Origin of the sequence: Microbacterium marmarense, from assembly GCF_037204165.1 — a bacterium.
GTDB lineage: Bacteria > Actinomycetota > Actinomycetes > Actinomycetales > Microbacteriaceae > Microbacterium > Microbacterium marmarense.
In genome coordinates, this window is sequence record NZ_JBBDGL010000002.1 from 181699 (window position 1) to 207081 (window position 25383).

Sequence of the window (25383 nt, forward strand, 5' to 3'; positions counted from 1 at the left end):
CGAATGCCTTCGTTGTCTGCCGAGCAGCACACGCACACGAGTAGCGCCGACCTTGCGATACAAACCCACGGGCTGACGAAACGGTTTCACAAGCACGCCGCAGTCGCTGGAATCGATCTGGCCGTGCCGCGCGGTTCGGTTTTCGGCTTTCTCGGGCCCAATGGCGCAGGCAAGACGACAACAATCCGCATGTTGCTCGGACTCGTGCGTCCAACCAGCGGTGAGGCGTACGTGCTGGGTTCGCCGATGCCGCGAACTTTCGCGACCGTGTTGCCTCGCGTAGGCGCACTTGTCGAGGGACCAGCATTCTGGCCATACCTCAGCGGAGAGCAGAACCTGCAGAGGATGGATGCTGCCGATCCCCGTTCTGACGCCCGTTCCCGCAACAAACGGGTCGCGTCAGCGCTCGAACGCGTAGGTCTCTCTCACGCGGCGGGCAAGAAAGCTCATGCGTACTCGCTGGGAATGAAGCAACGACTCGGCTTGGCCAACGCGCTGCTCACACCGCGTGAGCTGCTGGTGCTTGATGAGCCGACCAACGGACTCGACCCGCAGGGAACTCGCGAGGTTCGCGCGCTCGTGCAATCGGTGGCCGACGAAGGAGCGACTGTGTTCGTGTCGAGTCACCTGCTGGCGGAGGTCGAGCAGGTGTGCACGCACGTGGGCATCATGAGCGCTGGCTCGCTCGTGTCGCAGGGAACTCTTGACGATTTCCGCAGCGGCGGCGGTGGTGCGCGCGCAAGAGTAGATACCCCCGACGTCGCTGTGGCGAAGCGTGTGCTCGCAGGACTTGGGCTGATTGTTGCTCCCTCGAGCGCAGGCGCGGCAGATGCGACAGCTATCGTCGCGACTCTTCCCGATGAAGCGGCCGATCCACGGCCGGATGTTATCGTCGCGGCGCTGGTGCAGGAAGGGGTGCGCGTGAACGGTTTTGCCGTCGAGCGCACCAGCCTTGAGCAGCGTTTCGTCGAGCTGACGGGGGAGGGGTTCGATGTCGTCGCCTGAGCTGCTGAAGACCGGCGCCCCTTCTGCGGATGGCGGTGGCTTGCATCTGGCAGGAACGCTGCGCCTGTTGCGGAACGAGTTGCGCACGCTGTTTCGGCGTTCACGCACCTGGGCGATGCTCGGCGCTCTCGCGCTCATTCCGATCTTGCTGGCGGTGGCGCTGCGGGTTGCAGGAGGCACCGACGCGGGCCGTGGCCCTGCGTTTCTTGACCAGATCACCAATAACGGTCTGTTTGTGGGCGTTGCGGCGATGACGCTCGCCATTCCGCTGTTTTTGCCGCTCACGATTGCGGTGACCGCTGGCGATTCCATTGCGGGCGAGGCCAGCCACGGAACGCTGCGCTATCTGTTGATCGCCCCCGTCGGCCGTATTCGCCTGCTGTGGGTGAAGTACTTGGTCGCGGCAGCGTTCGCGATCGCTGCCGCGCTGACGATTGTGGTCTTCGGCACCCTCGCCGGCTGGGCGCTCTTTCCGGTCGGACCGTTGACTCTGGTCTCGGGAACCGAGGTGTCAGTGGGCGAGGGCCTGCTGAGGCTGCTCGCAGTAGCCGCCTATGCCATGGTCTCGCTGCTTGGCTTGACCGCGATCGGTCTTTTCCTGTCGACGCTGACAACAGTGCCGGTGGGTGCGATGGCCGCCACGGCGATTCTCGCGGTTGCGGCTCAGATCGTCGGATCGATTCCGCAGCTCTCGGCGCTGCATCCGTTCCTCTTCACAGACCGATGGCTCGATTTCGCCGACCTGTTGCGTTCGCCGATCGTGTGGGATTCGTTCGTCGACAACGCGCTGATTCAAGCGGCTTACGTCGTGCTCTTCTTCGTCGCTGCGATCGTGCGCTTCACTCGGCGCGATGTGTTGTCGTAGCGGTCGACGTCAGGCGCAGACGCGCACGTGATGGCCGCTGAAGCCGACAACGTCACCGAATTGAAGCTGTCGACCGCGGCGGCGATCGACCTCACCGTTGACGGTGACGTATCCGTCGATGATGGCTTCTTTCACGTCGCCGCCCGTGTCGAGTAGCCCCGCGAATTTCAGGAACTGGCCAAGGCGAATCGACTCGCCGCCGATGGATACGTCGTCGATTCGAGCCGAGTTTGTCATGTTCAAATGCTAGCCGACCAGCGAAAGTCCCAGTCGGGCGTTCGGCATTCCGAAATGCTGTCAAACGTGATCTGGGTACGGGCTGCGAATGCTGAGCTGATTAGCGTAGAAGCATTCCGAATCGGAGCTTGGAGGCTCATGAACTCGTCTAGCGCTGTTCCCGATGTACCGCCCACCGCCGCGGAACGGCGACGTTGGGCCAGATATCTGGTGGACGAACGCGCCGAAGCAGACGTCTATCGTCGTCTCGCGGGCCGCCGCGCCGGAGAAGAACGAGCGATCCTTCTCGCGCTGGCTGATGCTGAGGGCCGCCATGAAGCCCATTGGCTTGATCTCCTAGGCGGTGAACCGTCGCGCCTGCCTCGCCCCGGCATTCGCACTCAAACTCTCGGGTGGATGGCGTCGCGGTTCGGCTCGATCTTCGTGCTCGCGCTCGCTCAGAGCGCTGAAGAGCGCTCTCCGTACGACGATGACCCTCACGCGTCGGCGGCTATGGCCGCCGACGAGAAGGTGCACTATGAAGTCGTACGAGGTCTTGCCGCACGAGGACGACGCCGACTGTCGGGAAGTTTTCGTGCTGCCGTATTCGGAGCGAACGACGGGCTGGTCAGCAACCTCGCGCTGGTGATGGGCATCGGCGCGACGGGCGTTGCACCGCAGCTCGTGCTCTTCAGCGGCGTGGCGGGACTGCTAGCTGGTGCACTGTCAATGGGTGCGGGGGAGTACGTGTCGGTGCGGTCTCAACGGGAGCTGCTGGAAGCGACAGAACCCAGCGACTATGCGAACGCGACGCTGAACGATCTCGATCTCGATGCCAATGAACTCGCGCTCGTGTATCGCACGCGCGGAATGCCAGAAGACCAGGCGCTGGTGCGCGCCCGCGAAGCAGTCGCGAGCGCGCAGCAGGGAACGGCGCACCCAGGCGAGCCTTTGGCCGCACGTGATGACGACGATGTGGTCGGCAGCGCATGGCGCGCAGCGATCTCAAGCTTCTTGTTCTTCGCGTCAGGCGCGATTATCCCCGTTCTTCCGTGGATACTCGGGCTGTCGGGGCTCGCAGCCGTCGTGCTTGCGCTCGTGCTGGTGGGAATTGCGCTCATGGCTACCGGCGCAGCTGTGGGAGTGCTCTCTGGCGCACCGCCGCTGCGGCGGGCGCTCAGACAACTGGCGATCGGCTACGGCGCAGCGGCCGTCACGTACGCGCTGGGCTTGGCATTCGGGGTCACGCTGGGCTGACACAGCGCGATCAATTCCCGCCTCGATTCGTTGTCTCTGCACCGACATGGTAATGTCGTTCCTCGGTTGCAAAACTGAAAAACACCACCTGCGCGGGTGGCGGAATAGGTAGACGCGCTAGCTTGAGGTGCTAGTGCCCGAAAGGGCGTGGGGGTTCAAGTCCCCCCTCGCGCACAGAACGAAGAAGGCCCCCGAAAGGGGGCCTTCTTCTGTTGGTGCCGCCACTTCGTGGCCGATAGGCCCCTGCTTTTGGCGGTAAGTTTGTCGGCATGCCTCCTGCCGACAGTCCGCTTTCAGAGGTCGTCACGATCGCACGTGATCTGATCCGCATCGACACCACCAACCACGGCGGTGGACATGCCAAAGGCGAGCGGGAAGCCGCAGAATATGTCGGGGCGTACCTGGAGTCGATCGGGCTGACGCCGACGTACTTCGAACCGATCCCTCGACGCACGAATGTGATGACCCGCATCCCGGGTCGCAATCCAGACAAACCCGCTCTGGTGGTGCACGGGCATTTGGATGTCGTTCCCGCCATTGCCGAAGACTGGAGCGTTGATCCGTTCGCGGGTGAGATTCGCGACGGCATGCTCTGGGGGCGTGGCGCCGTCGACATGAAGAACATGGACGCCATGATTCTGACGTCGGTGGCTGACATTCTGCGCAGCGGAGAGCAGCCCGAGCGCGACCTGATACTCACCTTCTTCGCAGACGAGGAAAACGGCGGGGTAGAGGGATCTGAACTCGTTGTCCGCGATCACCCGGAGTGGTTCGCGGGCGCCACGGAAGCGATCAGTGAAGTTGGCGGATACTCGATCGCCGTCGGCGAGCGCCGGGCTTACCTGCTGCAGGTGGGGGAGAAGGCGCTCATCTGGATTCGGCTGGTGGCCCGCGGACGCGCCGCACACGGCTCCAGCTACCACTTCGACAACGCGGTGACCGCCCTTGCGAAGGCCGTCGCAGCTCTCGGCAGCACCCAGTGGCCGGTGAGCTTGACCCCCGCGACCACCGAGATGCTCGCCCGCCTCGGCGAGCTCGCAGACATTGGTTCCACCGATCCCGACGCGATCGCAGCGACCGCTGGCACGGCCGCCGGGTTCCTGCGTTCAAGCTTTCGAACCACCACCAACCCCACGGGGCTGACCGCCGGGTACAAGCACAACGTGATCCCAGACCGCGCCGAAGCCCTCATCGACGTGCGCGTACTGCCAGGCACAGAAGAAGCCGCGCTCGAGGACATCCGACGCATTGTGGGCGAGGGTATCGATGTCGAGATCGTGCACCAAGACATCGGTCTTGAGGTTCCGTTTTCTGGCGACCTCGTCGGCGCCATGGTAGCCGCGCTTGGCCGTCACGACCCCGGAGTGCCCGTGGTTCCGTACCTGCTGGGCGGCGGCACCGACAACAAGGCACTCGCAGGATTGGGCATCGAGGGCTACGGTTTCGCGCCGCTTCGGCTACCCGCGGGCTTCGACTTCACCGGAATGTTCCACGGGGTCGACGAACGAGTGCCGCTCGATGCACTCGAGTTCGGCCAGTCCGTGCTCACCGATCTGTTGCGCAGCTACTGACGAAATAGACTCTCGGATGCTCCCCCCGGCATCCTCCGCGAAAGGCGCCCATGCAATTCCTCGAAGCGATCATTCTCGGCTTCATGCAGGGACTCACCGAGTTTCTGCCGGTTTCTTCGAGCGCGCACCTACGCATTCTCGGAGAGTTTCTGCCGACCGCCCAGGACCCGGGCGCGGCCTTCACCGCCATTACTCAGATTGGCACCGAAGCGGCCGTCGTGCTGTTCTTCTGGCGCGACATCGTGCGCATCATCGGCCAATGGTTTCGGTCGCTTGTCGGCAAGGTGCCGCGTAGCGATCCCGATGCCCGCATGGGCTGGTTTATCATCGTCGGCAGCATCCCGATCGTCGTTCTGGGACTGATCTTTCAAGACCAGATCGAGACCACCTTCCGCTCACTGTGGATCGTCGCAGCGATGCTGATCTTCTTCGGCGTGCTGCTCGGAATCGCCGACCACGTGGGAGCCAAGAAGCGAAAGCTCAACGACCTCACCCTGGGCCATGGCGTGGTCTACGGATTCGCGCAGTCACTGGCGCTCATCCCAGGAGTGTCACGCTCGGGCGGCACCATCACGGCGGGACTGTTCATGGGCTACGAGCGTGCCGCAGCCGCACGCTACGCCTTCTTGCTTGCGATTCCTGCGGTGTTCGGCAGCGGCTTTTATCAGCTGTTCAAGAGCTGGGACGAGCCGGGCGTGTTCACTCTCGCCGAGACGGCAGTGGCAACCGTTGTGGCATTCCTGGTTGCACTCGGAGTGATTGCGTTCTTCATGAAGTGGATCTCACGCCACAGCTTCTTGCCGTTTGTGATCTATCGCGTCGCGCTGGGAACCACTCTGATCGTGTTGCTCAGCCTAGGCCTGATCTCGGCCTAGTCACTCAGCGTCAGCGTCGCGGACGGGGCGGGTCGTCGCGCCCGGGCTTCGTCGGTCCGCCATCGCCGCCACGGCGCAGGTAGCGCTCGAACTCTTGCGCAATCGCGTCGCCTGATGCTTCGGGCGAATCCCAGGTGTCCCGCGTCTGCTCGAGTTGGTGGATGTACTCGGTCATCTCTTCGTCGTCTGCCGCAGCCGCATCGATGGATGCTTCCCAGGTAGCGGCGGCGGTGGGCAGATCGCCGCGCGGCAACGATGCACCCGTGAGATCTTCGAGGCGGTCAAGAAGCGCCAAGCTGGCTTTTGGAGATGGCGTGTGTCCGGCCACGTAGTGCGGAACGCTCGCCCACAGGCTCGCGGCGGGAATGCCTGCTTCGTTGGCTGCGTGTCCGAGCACGCTGAGAATGCCGACCGGTCCCTCGTAGGTGCTCTTCTCAAGATCGAGTGACGTTCTCAGCTGATCCGCGTCGCTTCCGGCGAACACTGAGATCGGCCGAGTGTGCGGAACATCCGACATCATCGAACCGAGCGAGACGAAACCGGTGATGTCTGCGGCGAGCGCAGCATCCATGAACTCACTGGCGAATGCCTTCCAAGCTCGGGCCGGCTCCACTCCGGTCAGCAGCCACAATTGCGTGCCGCGGGTAGTGCGCTTGGGCTTGAAAAGCGTAGCTTCGGGCCACACCAGCGAGCGGGTGCCATCGGCATCCATCGTCAGCTGGGGCCTGGTGTACTGGTAGTCGAAGTACAACTCCGGATCTACGCTGAAGACCGGCTCGTAGGTGCCAGCTTCGCGAAGATGGGTGATCGCCGACGACGCAGCTTCTCCGGCATCGTTCCATCCATCAAACGCAGCGACGAGTATTCGACGTCCCAATCCGTCCACGCGACCTCCTTCGACGCTCGGTAAGTTCCCTCCACAATAGGCCCGTGCACCGACGGGTAGCATTGCACGGTGAGTTCATCCCCGCTTTCTGCCGTCCTGTGGGACATGGACGGAACCCTTGTTGACACTGAGCCGTACTGGATGGCAGCCGAGACGCCGCTTATCGAGAAATTCGGCGGCACGTGGTCGCACGAACAGGCGCTCGCATGCGTGGGCCTCGGACTCGAAGATTCAGCGCGAATCTTTCAGACCGCTGGTGTGCGCATGGCAGTGCACGAGATCACCGCGCACCTCACCGATGAGGTGATGCGCCAACTCGCTACCAAGGGTGTGCCGTTTCGCCCTGGCGCGCGCGAGCTGCTCGCCAGCCTGCGCGCTGCCGGAATCAAGACCGCCCTCGTGACGATGTCGCTGCGGCGTATGGCCGATACGGTCGTCGATCTCATCGATTTCGATGCGTTCGATGTGGTCGTTGCCGGTGACGAAGTCGCTCGGCCGAAACCCTTTCCCGATCCGTACCTGCAGGCGTGCGAAGCACTCGGGGTTGATGTTCACGACACCTTGGCGATCGAAGACTCGCCCAATGGGCTGCGCAGCGCCGTTGCATCTGGCGCCACGACGATCGGCGTTCCCCTCATGGTGCCGGTCGAAGGCGTCGGCGCCGACGCCATTTGGGCAACACTTGAAGGCCGCACCGCCCAAGATCTGGCATCCTTCCATGCCGATGTCCGTGCACGAAAGGATTCCTCTCGATGAATCAGCGACCCAGCGGACCGTTCCGCGTCGGTGACCGAGTGCAGCTGACCGGACCGAAGAACCGGCTGCACACCATCACGCTTCGTGAAGACGGCGAATTGCACACGCATCACGGTGTGCTCAAGCACATCGACCTCATCGGTCTCGACGACGGCTCGGTCGTCGCCAACAGCGGCGAGCACGAATACCTCGCACTGCGGCCGCTGCTGCGCGACTTCGTGATGTCGATGCCGCGTGGCGCTGCCATCATCTATCCGAAGGATGCTGCGCAGATCCTCGCCGAAGCGGACGTCTTCTCGGGTGCTGTCGTTGTAGAAGCTGGAGTGGGCTCGGGCGCACTATCGCTGTGGCTGCTGCGTGCGATCGGCTCCGAGGGAAAGCTGCATTCCTTTGAACGCCGTGACGATTTCGCCGAGGTCGCGCAGGCCAACGTTGAGACATTTATGGGCGAAGTCCCCGACAACTGGCAGGTCACTGTTGGCGACCTGGTCGACGCGCTGCCCGAAACCGTTGAGCCAGCTTCGGTTGATCGTGTGATCCTCGACATGCTCGCGCCGTGGGAGTGCATTGACGTGGTCGCTGATGCGCTCACGCCCGGCGGGGTAGTGCTCTGCTACGTCGCAACTGCAACCCAGCTCAGTCGCGTCGCCGAGTTCATTCGCGGCACCGGCCTGTTCACCGAACCCGAAGCGAACGAGACCATGGTGCGCGGTTGGCACGTTGAAGGCCTCGCGGTTCGTCCCGACCACCGCATGATCGCGCACACCGGCTTTCTGATCTGGGCGCGCAGGCTAGCCCCTGGTGCGGTGCCACCCGAAGTCAAGCGTCGCGCCTCGAAGTCGAGCTACGGCGACGAGGACGTCGAAATGTGGACTCCCGGGGCCGTGGGTGACCGCCAGATCACCGACAAGAACCTGCGCAAACGGGTACGGGAGGCGCAGAAGGCAGCGCAAGGCGCGCGCATTGCAGCGGCATCAGCCGAGTCGCACACTCCCGCGACAGACGAGATTGATCCGTCCGCCTAGACTGTTGCGGTGCGTAAGTTCCCTGTTGCCCTCACCGTTGCCGGAGTTGCTCTCGTCTCACTGACGGGATGCACCGCATCGACGTCCGCTGATTGCGTCCCCGCGTCGGGGTCAGAAGATCTCGATCTGGTCAGCGTGAGCGGCGCAGTCGGCGCGGTTCCCGTCGTCGATGTCTATACGCCGTTCTATGTCGAGGAGACATCGTCGCGCGAAGACGTTACGGGCGAAGGCACGCCCATCACCACAACCTCGCAGCTGGTTGTCGTGGATGTGGCGCTTTTCAGTGGCCAAACGGGTGAGCCCCTGTTGGCTACTCCCTACGACGGCGACCTTTCGCGGGCATACACCGTTGACCGCTGGAGTGAGCAGTTCTCGGCGTTCGATGAAGCGCTGATGTGCGCGACCGAGGGCTCCCGCGTCACCATCGCAATGGCTCCCGGCGACTTCGATGCGGCATCGCTTGCGAGCGTGGGCGTCGAGGCAGACGACTCAGTGATCGGCGTCGTCGACGTGCGCAAGGTGTACTTGCCCGCGGCCGACGGTGACGACCAGTTCAACGCGGCCAACGGGCTGCCGACTGTCGTGCGCGCGCCCGATGGGCGCCCGGGAATCATCGTGCCCGGCAGCGCAGCCCCTGAGGAACTTGTCATCGAGACTCTCAAAGAAGGCAGCGGCGAGGTCGTCACGGGTGATCAAGCCGTTCGCGTGCACTACACCGGGGTGACCTGGGATGGCCGTGAGGTCTTCGACACCACGTGGGATACCGAACCGGCGTCGATGACTCTTGATTCGGTGGTGCCAGGGTTTGCGGCTGCGCTCGAAGGTCAGACTGTCGGCTCGCAGGTTCTCGCGGTGATTCCACCCGACCAGGGCTACGGTGATCGGGCGCAGGGCGACATTCCGGCTGGCTCGACCCTGGTGTTCGTGATTGACATCGTCGGTCTCGACGAAGCTCCACTCTCTTAGCGAGGCACCGACGGTCGACCCCACGAGCGACTTAGGATGTGGGAGTGCCTGACAACTCACCGAATGCGGGTCCGCCCGAAGAGCGACTGCTCAACCTCGTAGTCGCGCTCATGGCGACTGAGCAGGGACTGACGAAAGACACGATCCTGACTTCGGTCGCCGGCTATCGCGAACTGCGTGATGCAGGATCGTCCAAAGCGGCGTTGGAGAAGAGCTTCGAGCGCGACAAGCTGAACCTGCGCCAACTCGGTGTTCCCATAGAAACGCTGGGCGAGAGCAGCGACCCTGACGATCTGCGGTCTGCCCGCTATCGCATTGCGATTGGTGAGTACTCGCTTCCCGATGACATCGAATTCACTCCCGCAGAAGTAGCGCTGCTGAACCTTGCTGGCGGTGTGTGGGGTGAGGGGTCGATGACGGATGCTGCGCGCAGCGGGTTGCGCAAGATCCGTGCGCTCGGCATCGAGGTAGACGAGCCGATCATTGGATTCTCGCCGCGCATCAGCATCCGCGAACCATCGTTCGTGCCGCTTGAGCGGGCCATAGACCTCTGCAAGGCTGTCACTTTTGCGTACCTGAAACCGGGCGAGCGTGCCGCGCGTACGCGTCGACTGCAGCCGCTGGCGCTCGTCGAATATGAAGCCCGCTGGCACGTCTACGGAATAGACCTTGATGCGAAGGCCGAGCGCACCTTCTTGCTCTCGCGGGTGGTCGGCGATGTGGCCATCACTCGACAATCGTTTGGTCGTGAGTTACGCGACGGGGCCGGAGAACGCGCGATCGCAGGGCTCGAAGCAGTCGCGGCGCGAAACTCCGCGCTGCTCGAAGTAAACCCCGGCACCGAAGCAGCGCTCCGGCTGGCGCGACGGGCTATTCATCCCCAGCCCCTTGAGCAAGGCATTCGTGTGCCGTTCGTCGACATCCATATCTTTGCCGATGAGATCGCCTCCTACGGCCCTGAAGTGCGTGTTGTTGAACCGGCTGAACTGCGGGAACAGGTCATTCAACGCCTGGTCGCAGCGCGAGACCTGCACGGAGTTGCATCATGAGCGAACCTCGTCCGATGGTTGCCACCGACCGAGCGGCCCTGATGCTGCAACTGGTGCCCTACCTCGTCGGCAAGGGCGAGGTATCTGTCGACGATGCTGCTCGGGAATTCGATGTCGCGCCCGAGACGATGCGCGCCATGGTCGAGAAGCTCACGGTGATCGGTCGCCCCGGCGACGGCGGCTTCTGGCAGATGCCAAACGACCTGTTTGACATCGACTGGTCACTGCTCGACGAGCAAGATCGCATCGCACTGACCAACACGGTCGGTCTCGAACGCAGCCCAAAGTTGACCGCACGCGAAGCTGCGGCTCTTCTTGCGGGGCTGCAGCTTGCGCGTTCGCTTCCGGGAATCGGCGACTCTGAGGTCTTCACCGGCTTGCTCGGCAAACTCGCGCGCGGTGTATCGGGAACCCCCGTTGACGTGATCGTTGCCCCCGGGCCCGTCGACGAGGTGCGCGATGTCGTTGCGGCTGCGCTTCGCGATCGAGTCGCGGTGTCATTCACCTATAAGGCGCCGGATGCTGAAGCCACCACCCGCACCGTCGACCCGACGAAAGTCCAGATCGCGAACGGCCAGTGGTATCTGCAGGGCTGGTGTCACCTTCGTGAAGCGATGCGTACTTTCCACTTGGAGCGCGTGAGCCATCTCGAGCTCACGAACATCTCCATCACCCACACCGGCGACTCGCCGCAGGCGTGGTTTGATCCGGCAGATGAGGATCTGACAGCCACCGTCCGCTTTTCTAATGACGTTGCGCCGCTGCTGGGCGACTACCTTGAACGAGCTCGTGTCGAGTCTTCGCGCGGCGTGAGCACCGCCACGATGCGGGTCGCGGACGAATTGAGCCTTCGCCGGCTGGCAACCCGTCGCGGGGGTGCCGTGGAGGTCGTGCGGCCAGAGGGTGCCCGACGCGCCGCTGCCGAATGGGCCGAAGCCGGGCTCGATCAGTACTCCTAGCGAGTTTGCGGGGTTAGACTACCCACACCGTACTTCGCAATCCCCGGAAGGATTACACACATGGGAATCCAAGGCTGGCAGTGGCTCCTCATCCTCGCCGTGATCCTTCTGCTCTTTGGTGCAGCGAAGCTTCCCGCTCTCGCGAAGAGCATGGGGCAGTCCGCTCGAGTGTTCAAGGGCGAAATGAAGGCGATGAAGGACGAAGACAAGGCTGATGCAGAAGGCCCCGTCAACTCGGCTCCTGCCCCCTCGACTTCGAATACGGTGACTCCAAGCGAACCGTCTTCGAACACGGGCAGGACTCCCGACTCGACCCTGTAGCGCCTTCGTGGTGACCACTGAGCCGCCGCGCACGGGAGATCCAGACTCCCCGAAGCGCGACCGGCGGATGTCGCTGGGCGCTCATTTGGTGGAGCTGAAGCGACGATTGCTGATCGGCGCGATCGCGCTGGTCGTGGGAATGGTCGTCGCATTCATCGTGACGGACCCTGTGTTGCGGTTGATCACGGAGCCGATTCGAATCGTCGCAGAGAGCCGCGGCGAAGGTTCGGCTGTCGAGTTGGCGTTCAGCAGCGTGACGGCAGGATTCGATCTTCGACTGAGGATGTCGTTCGCGATCGGCCTGTTGCTTTCGGCTCCGGTGTGGATCTGGCAAGTGTGGGCGTACATCATGCCCGGTCTGACTCGCAAAGAGATTCGATACACCATCGGATTTGTGGGTGCCGCGGTTCCGCTCTTCTTCGCTGGGTGCGCCACCGGACTCTACGTGATGCCGAACATCGTGAGCCTGATGGCGACGTTTGTCCCCGAAGGTGCGGCCGCGTTCTATGACGCGATCTACTACTACGATTTTGTGTTCAAGCTGCTGTTGTTCGTCGGGGTTGCCTTCGTGCTGCCCGTGTTCCTCGTGGCGCTCAACTTGGCCGGAATCATCTCGGGACGTGCGATTCTTCAGGGCTGGCGCATCGCGATCATCATCGCGGTGGTATTCGCTTCTCTCGCCACGCCACCGGCAGACATCGCCACCACCTTGCTGCTGGCGGGCATCCTGACGATGCTCTTCTTCGCCGCGGCTGGCCTGTCGATGCTCTTTGACCGACGCAAAGCGAAACGCGATGCGGCATTTCTAGCTTCGGAGGCACCCGAGTGAGCGACCCCGGTCCTGCAGAGCAATACGCACGAGCGCGCGAGAGCGCCGAGCAGAACCGGATTCACTCGATCACGGCCGAGTTCGCTGCATCCCAAGAGTTTGAACTCGACGATTTTCAGATCGAAGGATGCCGCGCGCTTGAGGATGGCAAGAGCGTGTTGGTCGCTGCCCCCACGGGCGCGGGGAAGACGATCGTCGGAGAGTTTGCCATTCATCTGGCGATGCGTGAGCCGGGCGTGAAAGCGTTCTACACCACACCGATGAAAGCTCTTTCCAACCAGAAGTTTCGGGAGTTGCAGCAGGTTTATGGTGAGTCTGAGGTAGGCCTCCTCACCGGCGACACGAACATCAACGGCAATGCGCGGGTTGTTGTCATGACAACCGAAGTGCTGCGCAACATGCTGTACGCCGACTCACCAGCGTTGCGCGGCCTGCGCTACGTCGTCATGGACGAGGTCCACTACCTCGCCGACAGGTTCCGCGGCGCGGTATGGGAAGAAGTGATCATTCATCTTCCGCCCGCAGTGCGGATGATCTCACTTTCTGCGACGGTGTCGAACGCTGAAGAATTCGGTGACTGGCTCGACACGGTGCGTGGCGACACCGCCGTGATCGTGTCGGAGATTCGTCCGGTGCCGCTAGAACAGCACGTGCTCGTGCGAGGAGATCTGCTTCCGCTTTTCGATGACAGGGCCGGCATCGCAACCGCTCAGGTCAATCAAGAGCTCATGCGAATCCGCTCGTTCAAGGGCAACAACTACGAGAACAACCGACGCGCGCAATCGTCGAACAGTGCGCGACACGGCGGCTACCAGTCATCGCGGCGCCGAACAAAGCACGGCAACAAGCCGCCGGTGCGGTCCGCGAATGTGCCGCGCATGGAGCGTATTGACCGTCCCGAGGTGATAGCGCTCCTTGACCGCGCAAATCTTCTTCCTGCCATTTTCTTCATCTTTTCTCGTGTCGGTTGTGATGCGGCCGTTCAGCAGGTGCGCCGCTCGGGCCTGCGCCTGACGACGGCGGAGGAGCGCGCGGAGATTCGCGCGACCGTCGAGGAGCGCACTCGTGCCTTGCACGACGAAGACCTTGCTGTGCTCGGCTATTGGGATTGGCTGAGCAACCTCGAGAGGGGGGTGGCGTCACACCACGCTGGTCTGCTTCCCGCGTTCAAAGAAGTCGTTGAAGACCTGTACCGCCGCCGCCTTGTGAAGGTTGTCTTCGCAACCGAGACACTCGCGCTGGGCATCAACATGCCGGCGCGAACTGTTGTGCTCGAGAAGCTCGAGAAGTTCAACGGCGAAGCGCGCGTGGCTATCACTTCAGGGGAGTACACGCAGCTCACCGGACGTGCCGGACGGCGCGGTATCGATGTTGAAGGCCACGCGGTCATTCAGTGGGCGGAGGGGCTAGACCCGCAATCCGTCGCCGCGCTGGCTTCTCGCCGCACCTACCCGCTCAACTCGAGTTTTCGTCCCACATACAATATGGCCGTCAACCTCATCGATCAGTTCGGACGGCCCCGTGCACGCGAGATTCTCGAGTCGTCGTTCGCGCAGTTTCAAGCAGACCGTGCTGTGGTCGGCCTCGCGCGCAAGGTGCGCGAGCAAGAAGAGTCGCTTGCTGGCTACAAGAAAGCGATGAGTTGCGATCGCGGTGACTTCGCCGAGTACTCCGGCATTCGCCGTGAGCTCAGTGATCTCGAGCGAACCAACCGGAAGGATGCGAACGCATCGCGTTCCACCCGAGATGCGCGCCAGAAGCAACTGGCTACGTTGCGGCGCCGCATGCAGAGACACCCCTGCCATCAGTGCCCGGAGCGCGAAGATCACGCGCGCTGGGGTGAGCGCTACTGGCGCATGAAGCGTACTACCGACCAGCTTCGGCGCGAGATCGACAATCGCACCGGAACCGTGGCCCGAATCTTCGACCGTGTTGTCGACGTGTTGCACACCCTGCAGTATGTGAACATCGACGATGAGGGAGTCGTGAGCCTCACTGCCGCGGGTCGCACGATGCGACGCATCTATGGCGAACGTGATCTGCTCGTGGCCGAGTCGATTCGCCAGGGTCTGTGGAACAAGCTCGATGCACCGTCGCTCGCCGCACTGGCGTGCAGTCTGGTCTATGAACCGCGCCGTGATGAGTCGGGTTCGGGTGAGCGGGCACTGCCGCGCGGCGCTTTCCGCGTGGCGTTGGCAGAGACTTTGACGCTATGGCAAGAGCTCGACGACCTCGAACAAGACCACAAGCTGCCGGGGTCCGAACCGCCAGCTGCGGGCCTTGCTCAGGCAATGTACTCGTGGGCGCGCGGCGGCATGCTCGATCGGGTGCTCTCGGAAGCCGATATGGCAGCGGGTGACTTCGTGCGCTGGTCTAAGCAGACGATTGACCTGCTCGACCAGCTCTCGCTGGTGGCCGACGCTCCGCTGGCCACGACTGCGCGCAAGGCCCTTGATGCGGTCCGCCGCGGCATAGTGGCGTACGGCACGGTCTGATGCACGTTCGTCCGATCTTGCCCCTTTGGGCAGCTGTCATCGTCGCTGCTCTCGCTGGCGGCGTGCTTGATCTCGCCTACCCGTCGCTGGGCTGGTGGCCGTTCGCCTTTGTTGGCGTCGGGCTGGTGCTCGTGACGCTCATCGGTAGGTCGGCGTGGGGGTCGGTACTTGTTGGATTCGTTTTCGGCGTCTCGTTCTATCTGATTCACATTGTGTGGATCACGCGCTATCTGGGTGTGGTTCCCTGGTTCGCCCTAACCGCTGTCGAGACCGTCTTCATAGCTTTCGGGTCGATTCCAATCACCCTGGCCTATCGATGGCTGCCTCGGCTGTCATCGTCACGGTGGGTGCGCCTCATCGCGCTGCCCGCTCTCGTGGCGGGCCTGTGGACGGCACGTGAACTGTTTATGGGTGCGTGGCCTTACTCGGGCTTTCCGTGGGCACGAATTGGAATGAGCCAGTCTGAGAGCCCGCTCGCGCACATCACCTCGTGGGTGGGTGTCGCTGGGCTCACCTTCTTCATGGTTGCGTTCACCGCAGGTGTGATCGAGTGGATTCGGCTTGGGCAGTGGCGGCAGATTCGCACGGCCATACCAGCCGCGAGCCTTGGCCTGCTGATGCTCGTGCTACCGGCATATCCCACCACTCCCGCCGGCGACATGCGTGTCGGCAGCGTGCAGGGCAACGGACCATCGGGCTACTTCGATGAGCGCACCGCCAATGCGGTGCTCGGTGCGCAACTCGAAGCATCCGAGCCTCTTTTCGGCGAAGAGATGGATGTGATGCTTTGGCCGGAGGGTGGAATTGACTCCGACCCGTTGACGAACTCGTCAACGGCTTTCACGCTCGATGCGCTAGCCAGACAAGTGGATGCCCCGTTGCTCGTGAACGCGGCGACCACACGCGGCGATGACACCTTCAATACCTCGATGTTGTGGGTCGGCGGTGAAGGCGCGGTGCAACTGCATGACAAAGCGAACCCAGTGCCGATGGGGGAGTACGTGCCCGATCGTTGGTTCTTCGAGCCATTGGCACCTGATCTGGTCGGTCTGATACAACGCGAGTACACGCCGGGTACCAACCCACCGTTCTTCGACGTCAACGGCATTGGCGTTGGCTTGGCCATCTGCTTCGACGTGATCTATGACCGTGTCATCTGGGACGGCGCCCGAGACGGTGCACAGATCTACATGTTCCAGACGAACAATGCAGACTTCCGCGACACTGACGAGAACCTTCAGCAGCTTGCCTTCGCCCGCATGAGAGCGATTGAAACGGGTCGCTCTGTAGTCAACCTGTCGACCGTTGGCACCAGTCAGGTGATCGCGCCGGATGGCACCACGATCGACGGCATTGCGGCGGACGTTGCGGGCCATATGCTCACCGATGTGCCGCTGCGCACCGGCCTCACACCGGCGGTCATCATCGGTCCTGCGGTGCAGTTGGTGCTCGGATTTGGCAGCGTGCTCGTTCTTATTGTGATCGGCATACGCGTCAAGATCGCTGCGCGCGGGCGCACCAAAACGCCGACCCTCTAGGAGGGCCGGCGTTTGCAAGAGATCGCGTCAGTTAGGCGCTGATCTTGGCGCTTGCGGGCTCACTTGTGCCGCGGCGCTCACGCAACAGGGCGAGGCGCTCTTCGAGCAACTCCTCGAGCTCTGGAAGCGTGCGACGCTCTAGCAGCATGTCCCAGTGGCTACGAGGCACCTTGTCGCCGGAATGGTCGACGGTGGCCGTCGTGTCGCCAACACGCAGGAGCGCCTCGGCGCCGCAGGTGCGGCATTCCCAGGCCTCGGGAACCTCTGCGTCAGCGGCAAAGGTCAGCGTGGAATCGTTTTTGCACGTCGTGCAGTGGTAGGTGTGCTGTGCGCGTTCATGGAACACGACGCCCTCTTCGCTCTGTAAGCTCTGGGCGCCGAGTCGGATGCCGCGAAGGCTGCGGTCTGCCATTGTGTGGTCCTCTCGTCGCTACCTATTAGGTATAACGGGGTCACCTGTGCAGAAGGTTGGAACGGTGCCCGTTAACGACCATTCACAGTTGATGCACAGCCGGTGTTAGACCTTCAGCAGGGCGAGGGCATCGGCGGCGCGGTCGGTCACGATTCCGTCGACTCCGAGCGCGACCAGCCGGCGCATATCGTCGGGTTCGTTCACCGTCCACACGTGCACTTCCACCCCGTGTCGGTGCGCAGCTTCGAGCAGCCGCGGGCTCACCACCCGCAGTCCTCCCTGTCGCTCTGGCAGTTGCAGCGCATCGATGCCATCTAGTGCTGCAGCGACGCCTCGCCGCGAGCGGATGGTGAGGGCGAGAATCAGTCGTGCGACCGTGGCCGAACCGGCGGAGGTAGCTGGTCGTTGCGCGGGGTTCGCGTGGAGCGCGGATTCGAGGGCTCGGCGTCGTCGCTGGTCGGAAAAGCTTGTCAGCAGAACTCGGTCGGCAAACGGTCCGACGATGGTTCCCGCGGCTTCTGCCGCAGCATCCGCCTTCACATCGATGTTGAACCGAACATCGGGAAACGAATCGAGCGCTTGAGCCAAAGTCACCAGTCCACCGCGTTCCGCCATGAGTTGCTCTAGCTCGCGCAGATCGACCTCGTCGATGCGCCGCTTGTCGTCGGCGATCCGCAGCAGATCGTCGTCGTGAAAGAGCACCACTTCGCCATCCCGGGTGAGATGGCAATCAGACTCAAGATAGATCGCGCCTGCCGCATGCGCCGCCGCTACTGCCGCGAAGGAGTTCTCGACGATGCCGGCCGAGAGCGCGTCATCGGTCACCAGCCCACGATGGGCGAGCACGCGAGGTGTCTCGGACGCGTCAAACCAGGGGTGCGGCGCGGGCGGTTCAGACATCCGATCCGGGTGTTGGTGCAGTGCGTGCTTCAGTTGCGATGGAGTCTGCTTCAGAGGCTGCCTGTTTTGCCGCCGCCACAGCCTCTTCAGCGGTGGCGCGGCTCGTCGACTCACGTTTTGCCTTTGGCGTTGCACTCTCGTCGGTGGGAGGAGGGGTTGACCCGGTGCGTCCAGCAAACGCCGCACCGATTCCCTGCAACGCCTGCGTCATCTCGCTGGGCACGATCCACAGCTTGCTCGATGGACTGTCAGCGATCTTCGGAAGAGTCTGCAGGTACTGGTAAGCCAGCAGCTTCTCGTCGGCATCACCGACGTGAATCGCGTTGAACACCATTTCGATGGCCTCTGATTCGCCCTGCGCGCGCAGAACCGAGGCGAGCTTGTCGCCCTCGGCGCGCAAGATCTCGGCTTGTCTGCGACCTTCCGCTTCAAGAATCTGCGACTGCTTGGATCCTTCCGCGGTGAGGATCGCAGCGCGACGATCGCGTTCCGCGCGCATCTGCTTCTCCATCGAGTCTTGGATTGAGAGCGGCGGATCAATCGCCTTGAGCTCGACACGCGATACGCGAATGCCCCACTTTCCTGTCGCCTCGTCGAGCACCACGCGAAGCTTGCTGTTGATTTCGTCGCGGCTCGTAAGCGCCTCTTCGAGGTTCAAACCACCCACCACGTTTCGCAGCGTCGTGGTCGTGAGCTGCTCTACCGCGCCCAGGTAGTTCGCGATCTCATAGGTCGCCGCACGCGCGTCAGTCACTTGGAAGTACACGACGGTGTCGATGGAGACGACGAGGTTGTCTTCGGTGATCACCGGTTGCGGCGGAAAAGATACGACTTGCTCGCGCAGATCGATGAGCGGTCGAACGCGATCGATGAACGGAACGAGGATGTTCAATCCAGGCGCAAGTGTTCGCTGATATTTACCCAGTCGCTCGACGACTCCCGCATTGGCTTGGGGAATGATGCGAATTGAGCGAAAGATAACCACGACCACGAATATCGCGATGACGATCAGCAGGATCACTATGAATATCTGGCCGACAAAGGCCCCAACGTCAACCATTCTTGGTGGTCCTTTCGAGGGGAGAGGGGGGAGCGGAAACTTCGACGGTCGCGCCGAGCACCCGGGTTACTGACACTCGTGTGCCGACCGCCAGCAGCGAATCTGAGACGTCTTCTGGAAGCCGTGCAGACCATGTTTCGCCGTTATCAAGCTTCACAGTGCCGTTGCCTTCGGTAAATGCGCCGATCACGCGACCGGACATACCGAGAATCGCGTCGACGTTCATCGGCACGTCTGCGGAGCCACGGCGCAGTGCTTTGAGCAGAAGCGGGCGAATCGTGAAGAGCAGCAGAGCCGAGACAACGGCGGCGGCGGCTATCTGCAGCCACCAGGCCCCACCCAGAAGGTTCACCCCGAGGCCGCCGATGAGCGCGCCCGCCGCGAGCATAAGAAAGGTGAACTCAAGCGTGAGCAACTCGATGATGACGAAGATCAGCACGAGGGCAAGCCAGAGAATCCACATGTACTGCGTGAGATCTGGCAACATCGCCCATCCTTTCGATGACTTGTTTGAAGACTACCAACGAGGGGGTCAGCGGTGCCCGATTGGTAGGGTCGAATATGATTTCACGTTCGGTGGAATCGCTCAGAACCACCCAGGAGTGCACAATGACACAGCCTCTCGCTCAGGGAGCGCTCACCGGCCGCACGGCCCTCGTGACCGGATCTTCTCGTGGCATCGGCGCCGACACGGTGCGATACCTGGCCGAGGCTGGCGCAAACGTGGTGATCAACTTTCGCAACAAAGCTCCGCGTGCCGAGAAACTGGCGCGTGAGCTGCGCGAACTGGGAGTCGAGGTGTTGGTCGTGGGTGCCGACCTCACAGATCGGGCTTCTGTCGATGCGATGTTCGCTGAGGTGCAGTCCACTTTCGGCTCGCTCGACATCCTGGTGCTGAATGCATCTGGGGGTATGGAATCGGGTATGGCTGAGGACTACGCCCTCGCGCTCAACCGTGATGCCCAGGTGCGTGTCCTTGAGGCTGCCACCCCGCTGCTGTCGAAGCACGCACGCGTGGTCTTCGTCACCAGCCACCAGGCGCACTTCATTCGCACGACGCCCACGATGCCGGAATACGTGCCGGTCGCACTCTCTAAGCGGGCGGGTGAAGATGCCCTGCGGGAGATGATTCCTGCTCTCGACGATCGCGGCATCAGTTTCGTCGTGGTGTCGGGCGACATGATCGAGGGCACGATCACCGCCACGCTGCTCGAACGTGCTAACCCCGGGGCGATCGCCTCGCGCCGTGACTCGGCGGGCAAGCTCTACAACGTGTCGGAGTTCGCGGCCGAAGTCGCCAAGGCTGCGGTGGAAGAGGTTCCCGAGAACAATACAAAGCTGGTGGGCGACACTTCTTCGTTCGTGGGCGAATGACCGATGCGCGCGCAAGACATTGAGACGCTGGTTTCGGTCGGGCGCCCGACCCTGGCAGCAGATGCGACGTTTGCCATCTTCGCAACGTCGCGCCCTGACATTGCGGCCAATCGTGCTGTCGGGCAGTTGTGGCGAGCGGAATTGCCCGCAGGCACGCTGACTCGCATGACTCGCGGTGTGTCCGACAGCTCGCCGCAGCTTTCCCCCGATGACGCGAGCGTCGCGTTCTTACGCGCTGACACCAACGGCAAGCCGCAGATCTATATCGTCGCCGCCAATGGTGGTGAACCAGTGCAGACGAGTGATGCCCCGCTCGGCGTATCCAGCTTCCGATGGTCGCCCGCGGGAGATTCAATTGCGTTCGTTGCTCGAGTAGCGGATCCCGGTCGGTACGGTGACATTGAAGGCCTGGATGCTTCGGCGGAAGCACCGCGCCACATCACCGGCATCCGCTGGCATGCGAACGGCCTGGGCTATACCGGTGATCGCCCCGCACACGTGTTTGTCGTCGACGCGCCGAACCTAGACGCGGAGCCATTCTACGAAGCGGCACCGGCCGTTGTTGACGCGCACAGTCCGGCACCCGAGAGACGTGTATTGCAGAGCATGCCTCGGCAGCTGACCTTCGGGCCGGCCTCTCACAGCGCCGTGGTGTTCAGTGAAGATGGCAGCGAGATTCTGACCATTCCTGATGTCGCAGAGCACATTCGGCGTGATCTTCGCAGCCGTTTGATTGCGGTGGCGGTGGACGGCACCGGGGAACGCGAGATCGTGAGCGCCGAGGCGCGACTGTCCATCCAAGAGGTTGCGATCGCACACGACGGCAACATTGCGTTGCTCGCACACGAGCTCGCCAACAGCGACGTCGACTTTGTCGCACCGATGGTGGGACTCTGGGTGCTCGAGGCGGGAGCTCCACGGCGATTGACCGATAAGACGCTCGACCTCGGTGAGGTGGGCAGTCACATCACTAGCCTCGATGACGGGTTCTTGGTGCAGGATCGCACTCACGGTCGGTTGAGGCTCGTGAAGATCTCGACGACAGGTGACGCAGAAGAGGTGCTCGGCGGGAACGTCGAAGTCACCGCTCACGCGGCGGCGGCCCAGACGATGGTGGCAGCTGTGCAGGGACAGGATTCGTACGGCGAACTCATCGTGATCGATGGCGGCGGAGTCCGCACGTTGACCTCGTTTGGAGATGCCGCCGCTGCCACCGGGATTGTGACTCCTCGTGAGCTCACGGTTGAAGGTCGCGACGGCTATCCCGTGCACGGATGGGTAGCCACCCCTGCCGGCGACGGGCCGTTTCCTGTTGTACTGCAAATTCACGGCGGCCCATATGCCTCATATGGCATTCACCTTTTCGATGAGACGCAGGTGCTCGTCGATGCGGGCTACGCGGTGGTCTATTCCAATCCGCGCGGATCTGCCGGCTATGGTCGCGAGCACGGGTTGAGCATTCGCGGACAGATGGGCACCGTTGACTTTGCCGACGTGATTGATTTTCTGGATGCTGCGATTGCCGCGGATTCGCGGCTTGAGAGCGATCGAGTTGGCGTCATGGGCGGGTCCTATGGTGGCTACCTCACGGCGTGGATCATCGCTCACGATCACCGTTTCGCAGCTGCCATCGTGGAACGTGGCTTTCTCGACCCGGTGTCTTTTCAGGGAACGAGTGACATCGGTACTTTCTTCGGTGATGAGTATGTCGGTGTCGATGGTGCCGCTGTGGCGCGTCAGAGTCCGATGGCCGTGGTGGCCCAGGTCTCGACTCCTACTCTTGTCGTGCATTCGGAACTCGACTTCCGCTGCCCGCTCGAGCAAGCCACGCGCTATTTCTCGGCACTGAAGCGCAACGGTGTTGACGCTGAGATGCTGATCTTTCCTGGCGAGGACCATGAACTCACTCGTGCGGGGCAACCGCGACACCGTGTGCAGCGTTTCGACGCGGTGCTCGAGTGGTGGGCGCGCTTTCTTCCGGTTCGCTAACGCGTAAAAGAATAACGGCCTGGACGAATCCAGGCCGTTCTTCTTTTACAAGGTGTTGATCAGGCTTTCTTACCGAAGGTGAATGCGCGGACCACGTTGATGATACCGAGGACGATCAGCAGGATGCCGAGCAGCCACCAGAGCGCGAATGCGCCCCACAGCGGCGTGAAGACCAAGTAGAGACCGGCGATGATGCTGACGATCGCGAAGAAGATCGTCCATCCTTTGGAAGCAGCGTCGCCCAGTGTCGACAGCGATACGATGCCTTCGACGATCCACATGATGCCGATCAGAATGGCGAAGAATACTGCGAACCATCCGGTGGCTACCTGGAGGTTGGCGAACATGATGATGCCGGCGGCGATGAACACGAGGCCGAGCACGATGTGACCGACGCGGGCCCAACCGCCCTTCTGCTTCGAGAAGATACCGAGGCCACCGTAGATTAGGCCGGCGGCGATCGCGTACACGGCGATGATGGCAGTCACGACGGCAGCCGTTGCGCCGGGCCATGCGAGGATCAGTACACCGACGATGATTGCGAGGAGGCCGCCGACGCCGAGCGCGGTGCGGATTCCGTTTACTGCCGACTTTTCGGCGGATTCCATGGACATGCGTGGGCCTTTCTGGGAGTTAGCTGTGAGCGTGCGGGTTACAGCTTAGACGTCCTCGTCGCTGACGGCGAGTTCGGTGGGGGAGTGTTGCAATCTTGTGGCTGCGTGAGTCCGTTCAACCGAGCAACAGGGTGACGAAGATCAGTACAGGTACGCAGCCGATCGTGGTGACAAGCACGGTGTCGCGCGAGATCGTCTCGCCAATGCCGTAGCGCTGCGAGTAATTGAAGACGTTCTGTGCGGTCGGGAGAGCCGCGAGCACCGTGATGACAAGCACGTCGTGAGCGCCCAGTCCGAAGACGAACTCGGCGACGGCCCATGCGATAAACGGCATCGCGAAGAGCTTGAGCGACGACGCGAGCACGATGTCTCGGCGTCTGCCAGACGATGACAGTACGCGTTGCCCGTGAAGTGAGATGCCGTAGCTGATGAGCAAAATAGGCACGCACGCGTTGGCGATGAGGATTGCCGGCTCAATGACGATCGGGGGGAGTTCAATTCCCGATACCGAGACGAGGGTTCCTATTGTCGACCCGAGAACGATCGGGTTGGTCAGGGTGCGCCCGATTGTGCGCCACACGCTTGTTCGGCCGGAAGTGACAGCATCCATAATCGCGATTGTCACCGGAGTGAACACGAGCAGCTGCAGCAGGATCACCGGGGCAGGATACGCAGCGCTGCCGAGCAGATAGAGCGAGAGGGGAATGCCGATGTTGTTCGAATTGACCTGCCCGGCCGACAAGATTCCGATCACGGTCTCGCCCACAGAGCGCCGCCAGGCGAAGCGGGCGATGAGCGCATAGATCAGAAAGACAGCGACGGCGGCGATTGCCGACACCGGCAGAAGCGCTGAGAACAGGGTTTGCACGTCGGCTTGTGAGAGCACGACGAAAAGAAGAAACGGTGACAACACAAAGAAGGTCAGCCGCGCGAGAACCGGGCGTGCGTGCTCGCCCAGGAGGTCAATTCGCCCGATGATCCAGCCGACGACGATTGCCACGCCCACGACGGCGAACCCGGTGAGCGACTGCAGCATGAGCAAAGCCTAGAGATGGGGCCGTGAAGACAGCGAATCGACAATGTGAATCTGAAAGACTGACGGGTGTGGAGGAACACCTGTCGGGCGGCAATATGTCACCCGTCCTTCGATCGGGCGCGACGGTGCGTCGTGAGACGGGGGAGTGGACTCCTGCCGTTCACGAGCTGCTGAACACAATGACCTCAATTGACGAGGTGCCAGCGGTGATTGGTCTCGATGATGCCAACCGCGAGGTGCTCACCTTCTTACCCGGTGAAACGCTGGCCGGCGCAGATCCGGCTGTGCTGTGGTCTGAGAGCGTTCTGACTTCGGCCGCGCAACTGCTGAGAAGAATGCACGACGCGTCCGTCGAACTTGTCGATGACCGGAGCCTGGTGTGGCGATCACCGTCGCATAGGCCGACCGAAGTGATTTGTCATAACGATTTCGCGCCCTATAACTTGATCGTGCGCGGGGGTGTGCTGAGTGGGGTGAGCACCGTCCGGGGAAAGAACATGTCGGTTTCGATCACGTACATCGACGGTACGGAAAAGTGGAGAGTTAGCTTCACTCGCCAGTCGATTGTCAAGACGACCGCTCGCCGCGGCTTGACGCTGCCGACGTTTGAGGAGTTCAACGCGGGAGTAAGTCCGGTGCTGAACACGCCGAGTATGTCCGACCAATGGGACTGCCACGTCGTTGGGTCAAGCGTAGAATCAGCCTTCGGAAACGCGGGACCTGGAAACTGGGCGCGATAAAGTCTCGAACTGGTTTGGAAGTGCGCCGGCACGGATTCTGGGCGGCCCGTCAAACTGGAGATTCTCACCGTCAGCAGCATGTCAATGGTAAAGACCTCAGGTAGCGCTCAAGCCCGTATGACCGGTGTGTGGCTTGCCTTGTGTGCGGCGCTCTTGCTACATGTGTTGGCCACTTGGATTGATCTGCGGGATGAAATTCCATACATCGTAGAGAATTGGTCGGATGTGCCCGACTGGGTATCGGACACCATAGTTAGCAGTGCTGCCAGCGCAATCATTCTCTCGGCATTTGTCACTGGCTTTGTTGCGCTCTACGGAATTCGTCACCAAATCCGTCTGTCCCACTACGCGCTCGTCGTCGCCGTCGCGCTCGCTTCTACTTTGTTCTTCCAGGCTCAGATCGGCGAAATGTGGATTGCCCTATACGGTGTTCCAATCGACGCGGGGTTTGGCCTTCTCCTCGTCGGCGTTGGATGGGTTTGCCTATTAGCGTTGCTCGTAATTGCAGTCATCCGCGCAGTCGCTTTCTTGATCGGGCTGAATCGCAATCAGCAGCGCGATAGACACAACAGTCAGCCTTCGAGCACAACAGAATATCCCCGATAATGCACATTATGACAATACGCCTGTGAGGTGCTCCCTCCC

The 25383-nt window shown here is 62.1% G+C and carries 26 protein-coding genes and 1 tRNA gene; 19 read left to right on the forward strand and 8 right to left on the reverse strand.

Annotated features, from left to right (window positions below):
* Positions 1-3 precede the first annotated feature (3 nt).
* Together WDU96_RS07255 and WDU96_RS07260 are read left to right on the forward strand one after the other, a co-directional pair.
* Positions 4-1005, forward strand: a complete 1002-nt coding sequence (locus WDU96_RS07255; protein WP_337337836.1) for an ABC transporter ATP-binding protein — start codon at positions 4-6, stop codon at positions 1003-1005.
* Positions 992-1870, forward strand: a complete 879-nt coding sequence (locus WDU96_RS07260; RefSeq protein ID WP_337337837.1) for an ABC transporter permease — start codon at positions 992-994, stop codon at positions 1868-1870. Before WDU96_RS07255 ends, WDU96_RS07260 begins: the two co-directional genes overlap by 14 nt.
* A gap of 9 nt (positions 1871-1879) precedes the next feature.
* Here WDU96_RS07260 and WDU96_RS07265 read toward each other — a convergent pair whose 3' ends face one another.
* The gene (locus WDU96_RS07265) at positions 1880-2107 is read right to left on the reverse strand and encodes an RNA-binding S4 domain-containing protein (RefSeq protein WP_337337838.1); all 228 of its coding nucleotides are present in this window, start codon (positions 2105-2107) and stop codon (positions 1880-1882) included.
* Between the two features lie 138 nt (positions 2108-2245).
* On the opposite strand from WDU96_RS07265, the gene WDU96_RS07270 reads away from it, so the two are divergent.
* From WDU96_RS07270 to WDU96_RS07285, 4 genes are all read left to right on the forward strand, one after another.
* Complete coding sequence (locus WDU96_RS07270; protein ID WP_337337839.1) at positions 2246-3343, forward strand: VIT1/CCC1 transporter family protein; 1098 nt, start codon at positions 2246-2248, stop codon at positions 3341-3343.
* A gap of 90 nt (positions 3344-3433) precedes the next feature.
* A tRNA-Leu gene (locus WDU96_RS07275) sits at positions 3434-3517 on the forward strand.
* Between the two features lie 95 nt (positions 3518-3612).
* The gene (locus tag WDU96_RS07280) at positions 3613-4914 is read left to right on the forward strand and encodes a M20/M25/M40 family metallo-hydrolase (RefSeq protein WP_337337840.1); all 1302 of its coding nucleotides are present in this window, start codon (positions 3613-3615) and stop codon (positions 4912-4914) included.
* A 50-nt stretch (positions 4915-4964) separates the two neighbouring features.
* Entirely contained in the window at positions 4965-5789 is an 825-nt protein-coding gene (locus WDU96_RS07285) for an undecaprenyl-diphosphate phosphatase (RefSeq protein WP_337337841.1), read from the forward strand.
* 10 nt (positions 5790-5799) lie between these two features.
* Here WDU96_RS07285 and WDU96_RS07290 read toward each other — a convergent pair whose 3' ends face one another.
* A complete protein-coding gene (locus WDU96_RS07290; RefSeq protein ID WP_337337842.1) occupies positions 5800-6675 on the reverse strand; it encodes a PAC2 family protein in 876 nt (291 codons plus the stop codon).
* Between the two features lie 69 nt (positions 6676-6744).
* Between WDU96_RS07290 and WDU96_RS07295 the strand changes: the two genes are divergently transcribed.
* The 9 genes from WDU96_RS07295 to lnt all read left to right on the forward strand — a co-directional run bounded on the left by WDU96_RS07295 (position 6745) and on the right by lnt (position 16613).
* A complete protein-coding gene (locus WDU96_RS07295) occupies positions 6745-7431 on the forward strand; it encodes an HAD family hydrolase (protein ID WP_337337843.1) in 687 nt (228 codons plus the stop codon).
* Positions 7428-8456 carry a tRNA (adenine-N1)-methyltransferase gene (locus tag WDU96_RS07300; protein ID WP_337337844.1) on the forward strand — a complete coding sequence of 343 codons (1029 nt, stop codon included), beginning with the start codon at positions 7428-7430 and terminating at the stop codon, positions 8454-8456. The genes WDU96_RS07295 and WDU96_RS07300 overlap by 4 nt, the downstream gene beginning before the upstream one ends.
* A gap of 9 nt (positions 8457-8465) precedes the next feature.
* On the forward strand, positions 8466-9422 hold the full coding sequence (locus WDU96_RS07305; RefSeq protein WP_337337845.1) for an FKBP-type peptidyl-prolyl cis-trans isomerase: 957 nt from the start codon (positions 8466-8468) through the stop codon (positions 9420-9422).
* 110 nt (positions 9423-9532) lie between these two features.
* The gene (locus tag WDU96_RS07310) at positions 9533-10471 is read left to right on the forward strand and encodes a helix-turn-helix transcriptional regulator (protein WP_337338408.1); all 939 of its coding nucleotides are present in this window, start codon (positions 9533-9535) and stop codon (positions 10469-10471) included.
* A complete protein-coding gene (locus WDU96_RS07315) occupies positions 10468-11430 on the forward strand; it encodes a helix-turn-helix transcriptional regulator (RefSeq protein ID WP_337337846.1) in 963 nt (320 codons plus the stop codon). The genes WDU96_RS07310 and WDU96_RS07315 overlap by 4 nt, the downstream gene beginning before the upstream one ends.
* Before the next feature lie 60 nt (positions 11431-11490).
* On the forward strand, positions 11491-11751 hold the full coding sequence (gene tatA, locus WDU96_RS07320; RefSeq protein ID WP_337337847.1) for a Sec-independent protein translocase subunit TatA: 261 nt from the start codon (positions 11491-11493) through the stop codon (positions 11749-11751).
* A gap of 67 nt (positions 11752-11818) precedes the next feature.
* Positions 11819-12580: a twin-arginine translocase subunit TatC gene (gene tatC, locus WDU96_RS07325; protein ID WP_337338409.1), complete on the forward strand. Its 762-nt coding sequence runs from the start codon at positions 11819-11821 to the stop codon at positions 12578-12580.
* Positions 12577-15075, forward strand: coding sequence for a DEAD/DEAH box helicase (locus WDU96_RS07330; protein ID WP_337337848.1), 2499 nt, complete (start codon positions 12577-12579; stop codon positions 15073-15075). Before tatC ends, WDU96_RS07330 begins: the two co-directional genes overlap by 4 nt.
* Positions 15075-16613: an apolipoprotein N-acyltransferase gene (gene lnt / locus WDU96_RS07335; RefSeq protein WP_337337849.1), complete on the forward strand. Its 1539-nt coding sequence runs from the start codon at positions 15075-15077 to the stop codon at positions 16611-16613. The genes WDU96_RS07330 and lnt overlap by 1 nt, the downstream gene beginning before the upstream one ends.
* A gap of 31 nt (positions 16614-16644) precedes the next feature.
* On the opposite strand, the gene WDU96_RS07340 is transcribed toward lnt, so the two are convergent.
* From WDU96_RS07340 to WDU96_RS07355, 4 genes are all read right to left on the reverse strand, one after another.
* Positions 16645-17025, reverse strand: a complete 381-nt coding sequence (locus WDU96_RS07340; RefSeq protein WP_337337850.1) for an RNA polymerase-binding protein RbpA — start codon at positions 17023-17025, stop codon at positions 16645-16647.
* Positions 17026-17130: 105 nt separating this feature from the next.
* On the reverse strand, positions 17131-17925 hold the full coding sequence (locus tag WDU96_RS07345) for a glycerophosphodiester phosphodiesterase family protein (protein WP_337337851.1): 795 nt from the start codon (positions 17923-17925) through the stop codon (positions 17131-17133).
* Positions 17918-18985 (reverse strand): SPFH domain-containing protein, encoded by a 1068-nt coding sequence (locus tag WDU96_RS07350; protein ID WP_337337852.1) that lies wholly within the window; start codon positions 18983-18985, stop codon positions 17918-17920. The genes WDU96_RS07345 and WDU96_RS07350 overlap by 8 nt, the downstream gene beginning before the upstream one ends.
* The gene (locus WDU96_RS07355; protein WP_337337853.1) at positions 18978-19472 is read right to left on the reverse strand and encodes an NfeD family protein; all 495 of its coding nucleotides are present in this window, start codon (positions 19470-19472) and stop codon (positions 18978-18980) included. The genes WDU96_RS07350 and WDU96_RS07355 overlap by 8 nt, the downstream gene beginning before the upstream one ends.
* A 122-nt stretch (positions 19473-19594) precedes the next feature.
* Here WDU96_RS07355 and WDU96_RS07360 point away from each other — a divergent pair, with 122 nt between their 5' ends.
* Positions 19595-20359, forward strand: coding sequence for an SDR family oxidoreductase (locus WDU96_RS07360; protein ID WP_337337854.1), 765 nt, complete (start codon positions 19595-19597; stop codon positions 20357-20359).
* A gap of 3 nt (positions 20360-20362) precedes the next feature.
* Positions 20363-22348, forward strand: coding sequence for a S9 family peptidase (locus WDU96_RS07365; protein WP_337337855.1), 1986 nt, complete (start codon positions 20363-20365; stop codon positions 22346-22348).
* Between the two features lie 59 nt (positions 22349-22407).
* Here the strand turns inward: WDU96_RS07365 and WDU96_RS07370 are convergent, their stop codons facing one another.
* Positions 22408-22962, reverse strand: a complete 555-nt coding sequence (locus tag WDU96_RS07370; protein ID WP_337337856.1) for an HdeD family acid-resistance protein — start codon at positions 22960-22962, stop codon at positions 22408-22410.
* A 115-nt stretch (positions 22963-23077) separates the two neighbouring features.
* Positions 23078-23998: an AEC family transporter gene (locus tag WDU96_RS07375; protein ID WP_337337857.1), complete on the reverse strand. Its 921-nt coding sequence runs from the start codon at positions 23996-23998 to the stop codon at positions 23078-23080.
* Between the two features lie 68 nt (positions 23999-24066).
* On the opposite strand from WDU96_RS07375, the gene WDU96_RS07380 reads away from it, so the two are divergent.
* Positions 24067-24738, forward strand: coding sequence for a protein kinase family protein (locus WDU96_RS07380; RefSeq protein ID WP_337337858.1), 672 nt, complete (start codon positions 24067-24069; stop codon positions 24736-24738).
* 78 nt (positions 24739-24816) lie between these two features.
* Positions 24817-25344, forward strand: a complete 528-nt coding sequence (locus WDU96_RS07385) for a hypothetical protein (protein ID WP_337337859.1) — start codon at positions 24817-24819, stop codon at positions 25342-25344.
* The last annotated feature ends 39 nt before the right edge of the window (positions 25345-25383 follow it).

Bases quoted from the DNA above. Each gene is read 5' to 3' on its own strand.
- WDU96_RS07255 (WP_337337836.1), top strand. From the start codon at position 4: ATGCCTTCGTTGTCTGCCGAGCAGCACACGCACACGAGTAGCGCCGAC.
- WDU96_RS07260 (WP_337337837.1), top strand. From the start codon at position 992: ATGTCGTCGCCTGAGCTGCTGAAGACCGGCGCCCCTTCTGCGGATGGC.
- WDU96_RS07265 (WP_337337838.1), bottom strand. From the start codon at position 2,107: ATGACAAACTCGGCTCGAATCGACGACGTATCCATCGGCGGCGAGTCG.
- WDU96_RS07270 (WP_337337839.1), top strand. From the start codon at position 2,246: ATGAACTCGTCTAGCGCTGTTCCCGATGTACCGCCCACCGCCGCGGAA.
- WDU96_RS07280 (WP_337337840.1), top strand. From the start codon at position 3,613: ATGCCTCCTGCCGACAGTCCGCTTTCAGAGGTCGTCACGATCGCACGT.
- WDU96_RS07285 (WP_337337841.1), top strand. From the start codon at position 4,965: ATGCAATTCCTCGAAGCGATCATTCTCGGCTTCATGCAGGGACTCACC.
- WDU96_RS07300 (WP_337337844.1), top strand. From the start codon at position 7,428: ATGAATCAGCGACCCAGCGGACCGTTCCGCGTCGGTGACCGAGTGCAG.
- WDU96_RS07310 (WP_337338408.1), top strand. From the start codon at position 9,533: ATGGCGACTGAGCAGGGACTGACGAAAGACACGATCCTGACTTCGGTC.
- WDU96_RS07315 (WP_337337846.1), top strand. From the start codon at position 10,468: ATGAGCGAACCTCGTCCGATGGTTGCCACCGACCGAGCGGCCCTGATG.
- tatA (WP_337337847.1), top strand. From the start codon at position 11,491: ATGGGAATCCAAGGCTGGCAGTGGCTCCTCATCCTCGCCGTGATCCTT.
- tatC (WP_337338409.1), top strand. From the start codon at position 11,819: ATGTCGCTGGGCGCTCATTTGGTGGAGCTGAAGCGACGATTGCTGATC.
- lnt (WP_337337849.1), top strand. From the start codon at position 15,075: ATGCACGTTCGTCCGATCTTGCCCCTTTGGGCAGCTGTCATCGTCGCT.
- WDU96_RS07340 (WP_337337850.1), bottom strand. From the start codon at position 17,025: ATGGCAGACCGCAGCCTTCGCGGCATCCGACTCGGCGCCCAGAGCTTA.
- WDU96_RS07345 (WP_337337851.1), bottom strand. From the start codon at position 17,925: ATGTCTGAACCGCCCGCGCCGCACCCCTGGTTTGACGCGTCCGAGACA.
- WDU96_RS07350 (WP_337337852.1), bottom strand. From the start codon at position 18,985: ATGGTTGACGTTGGGGCCTTTGTCGGCCAGATATTCATAGTGATCCTG.
- WDU96_RS07355 (WP_337337853.1), bottom strand. From the start codon at position 19,472: ATGTTGCCAGATCTCACGCAGTACATGTGGATTCTCTGGCTTGCCCTC.
- WDU96_RS07360 (WP_337337854.1), top strand. From the start codon at position 19,595: ATGACACAGCCTCTCGCTCAGGGAGCGCTCACCGGCCGCACGGCCCTC.
- WDU96_RS07365 (WP_337337855.1), top strand. From the start codon at position 20,363: ATGCGCGCGCAAGACATTGAGACGCTGGTTTCGGTCGGGCGCCCGACC.
- WDU96_RS07370 (WP_337337856.1), bottom strand. From the start codon at position 22,962: ATGTCCATGGAATCCGCCGAAAAGTCGGCAGTAAACGGAATCCGCACC.
- WDU96_RS07375 (WP_337337857.1), bottom strand. From the start codon at position 23,998: ATGCTGCAGTCGCTCACCGGGTTCGCCGTCGTGGGCGTGGCAATCGTC.
- WDU96_RS07385 (WP_337337859.1), top strand. From the start codon at position 24,817: ATGTCAATGGTAAAGACCTCAGGTAGCGCTCAAGCCCGTATGACCGGT.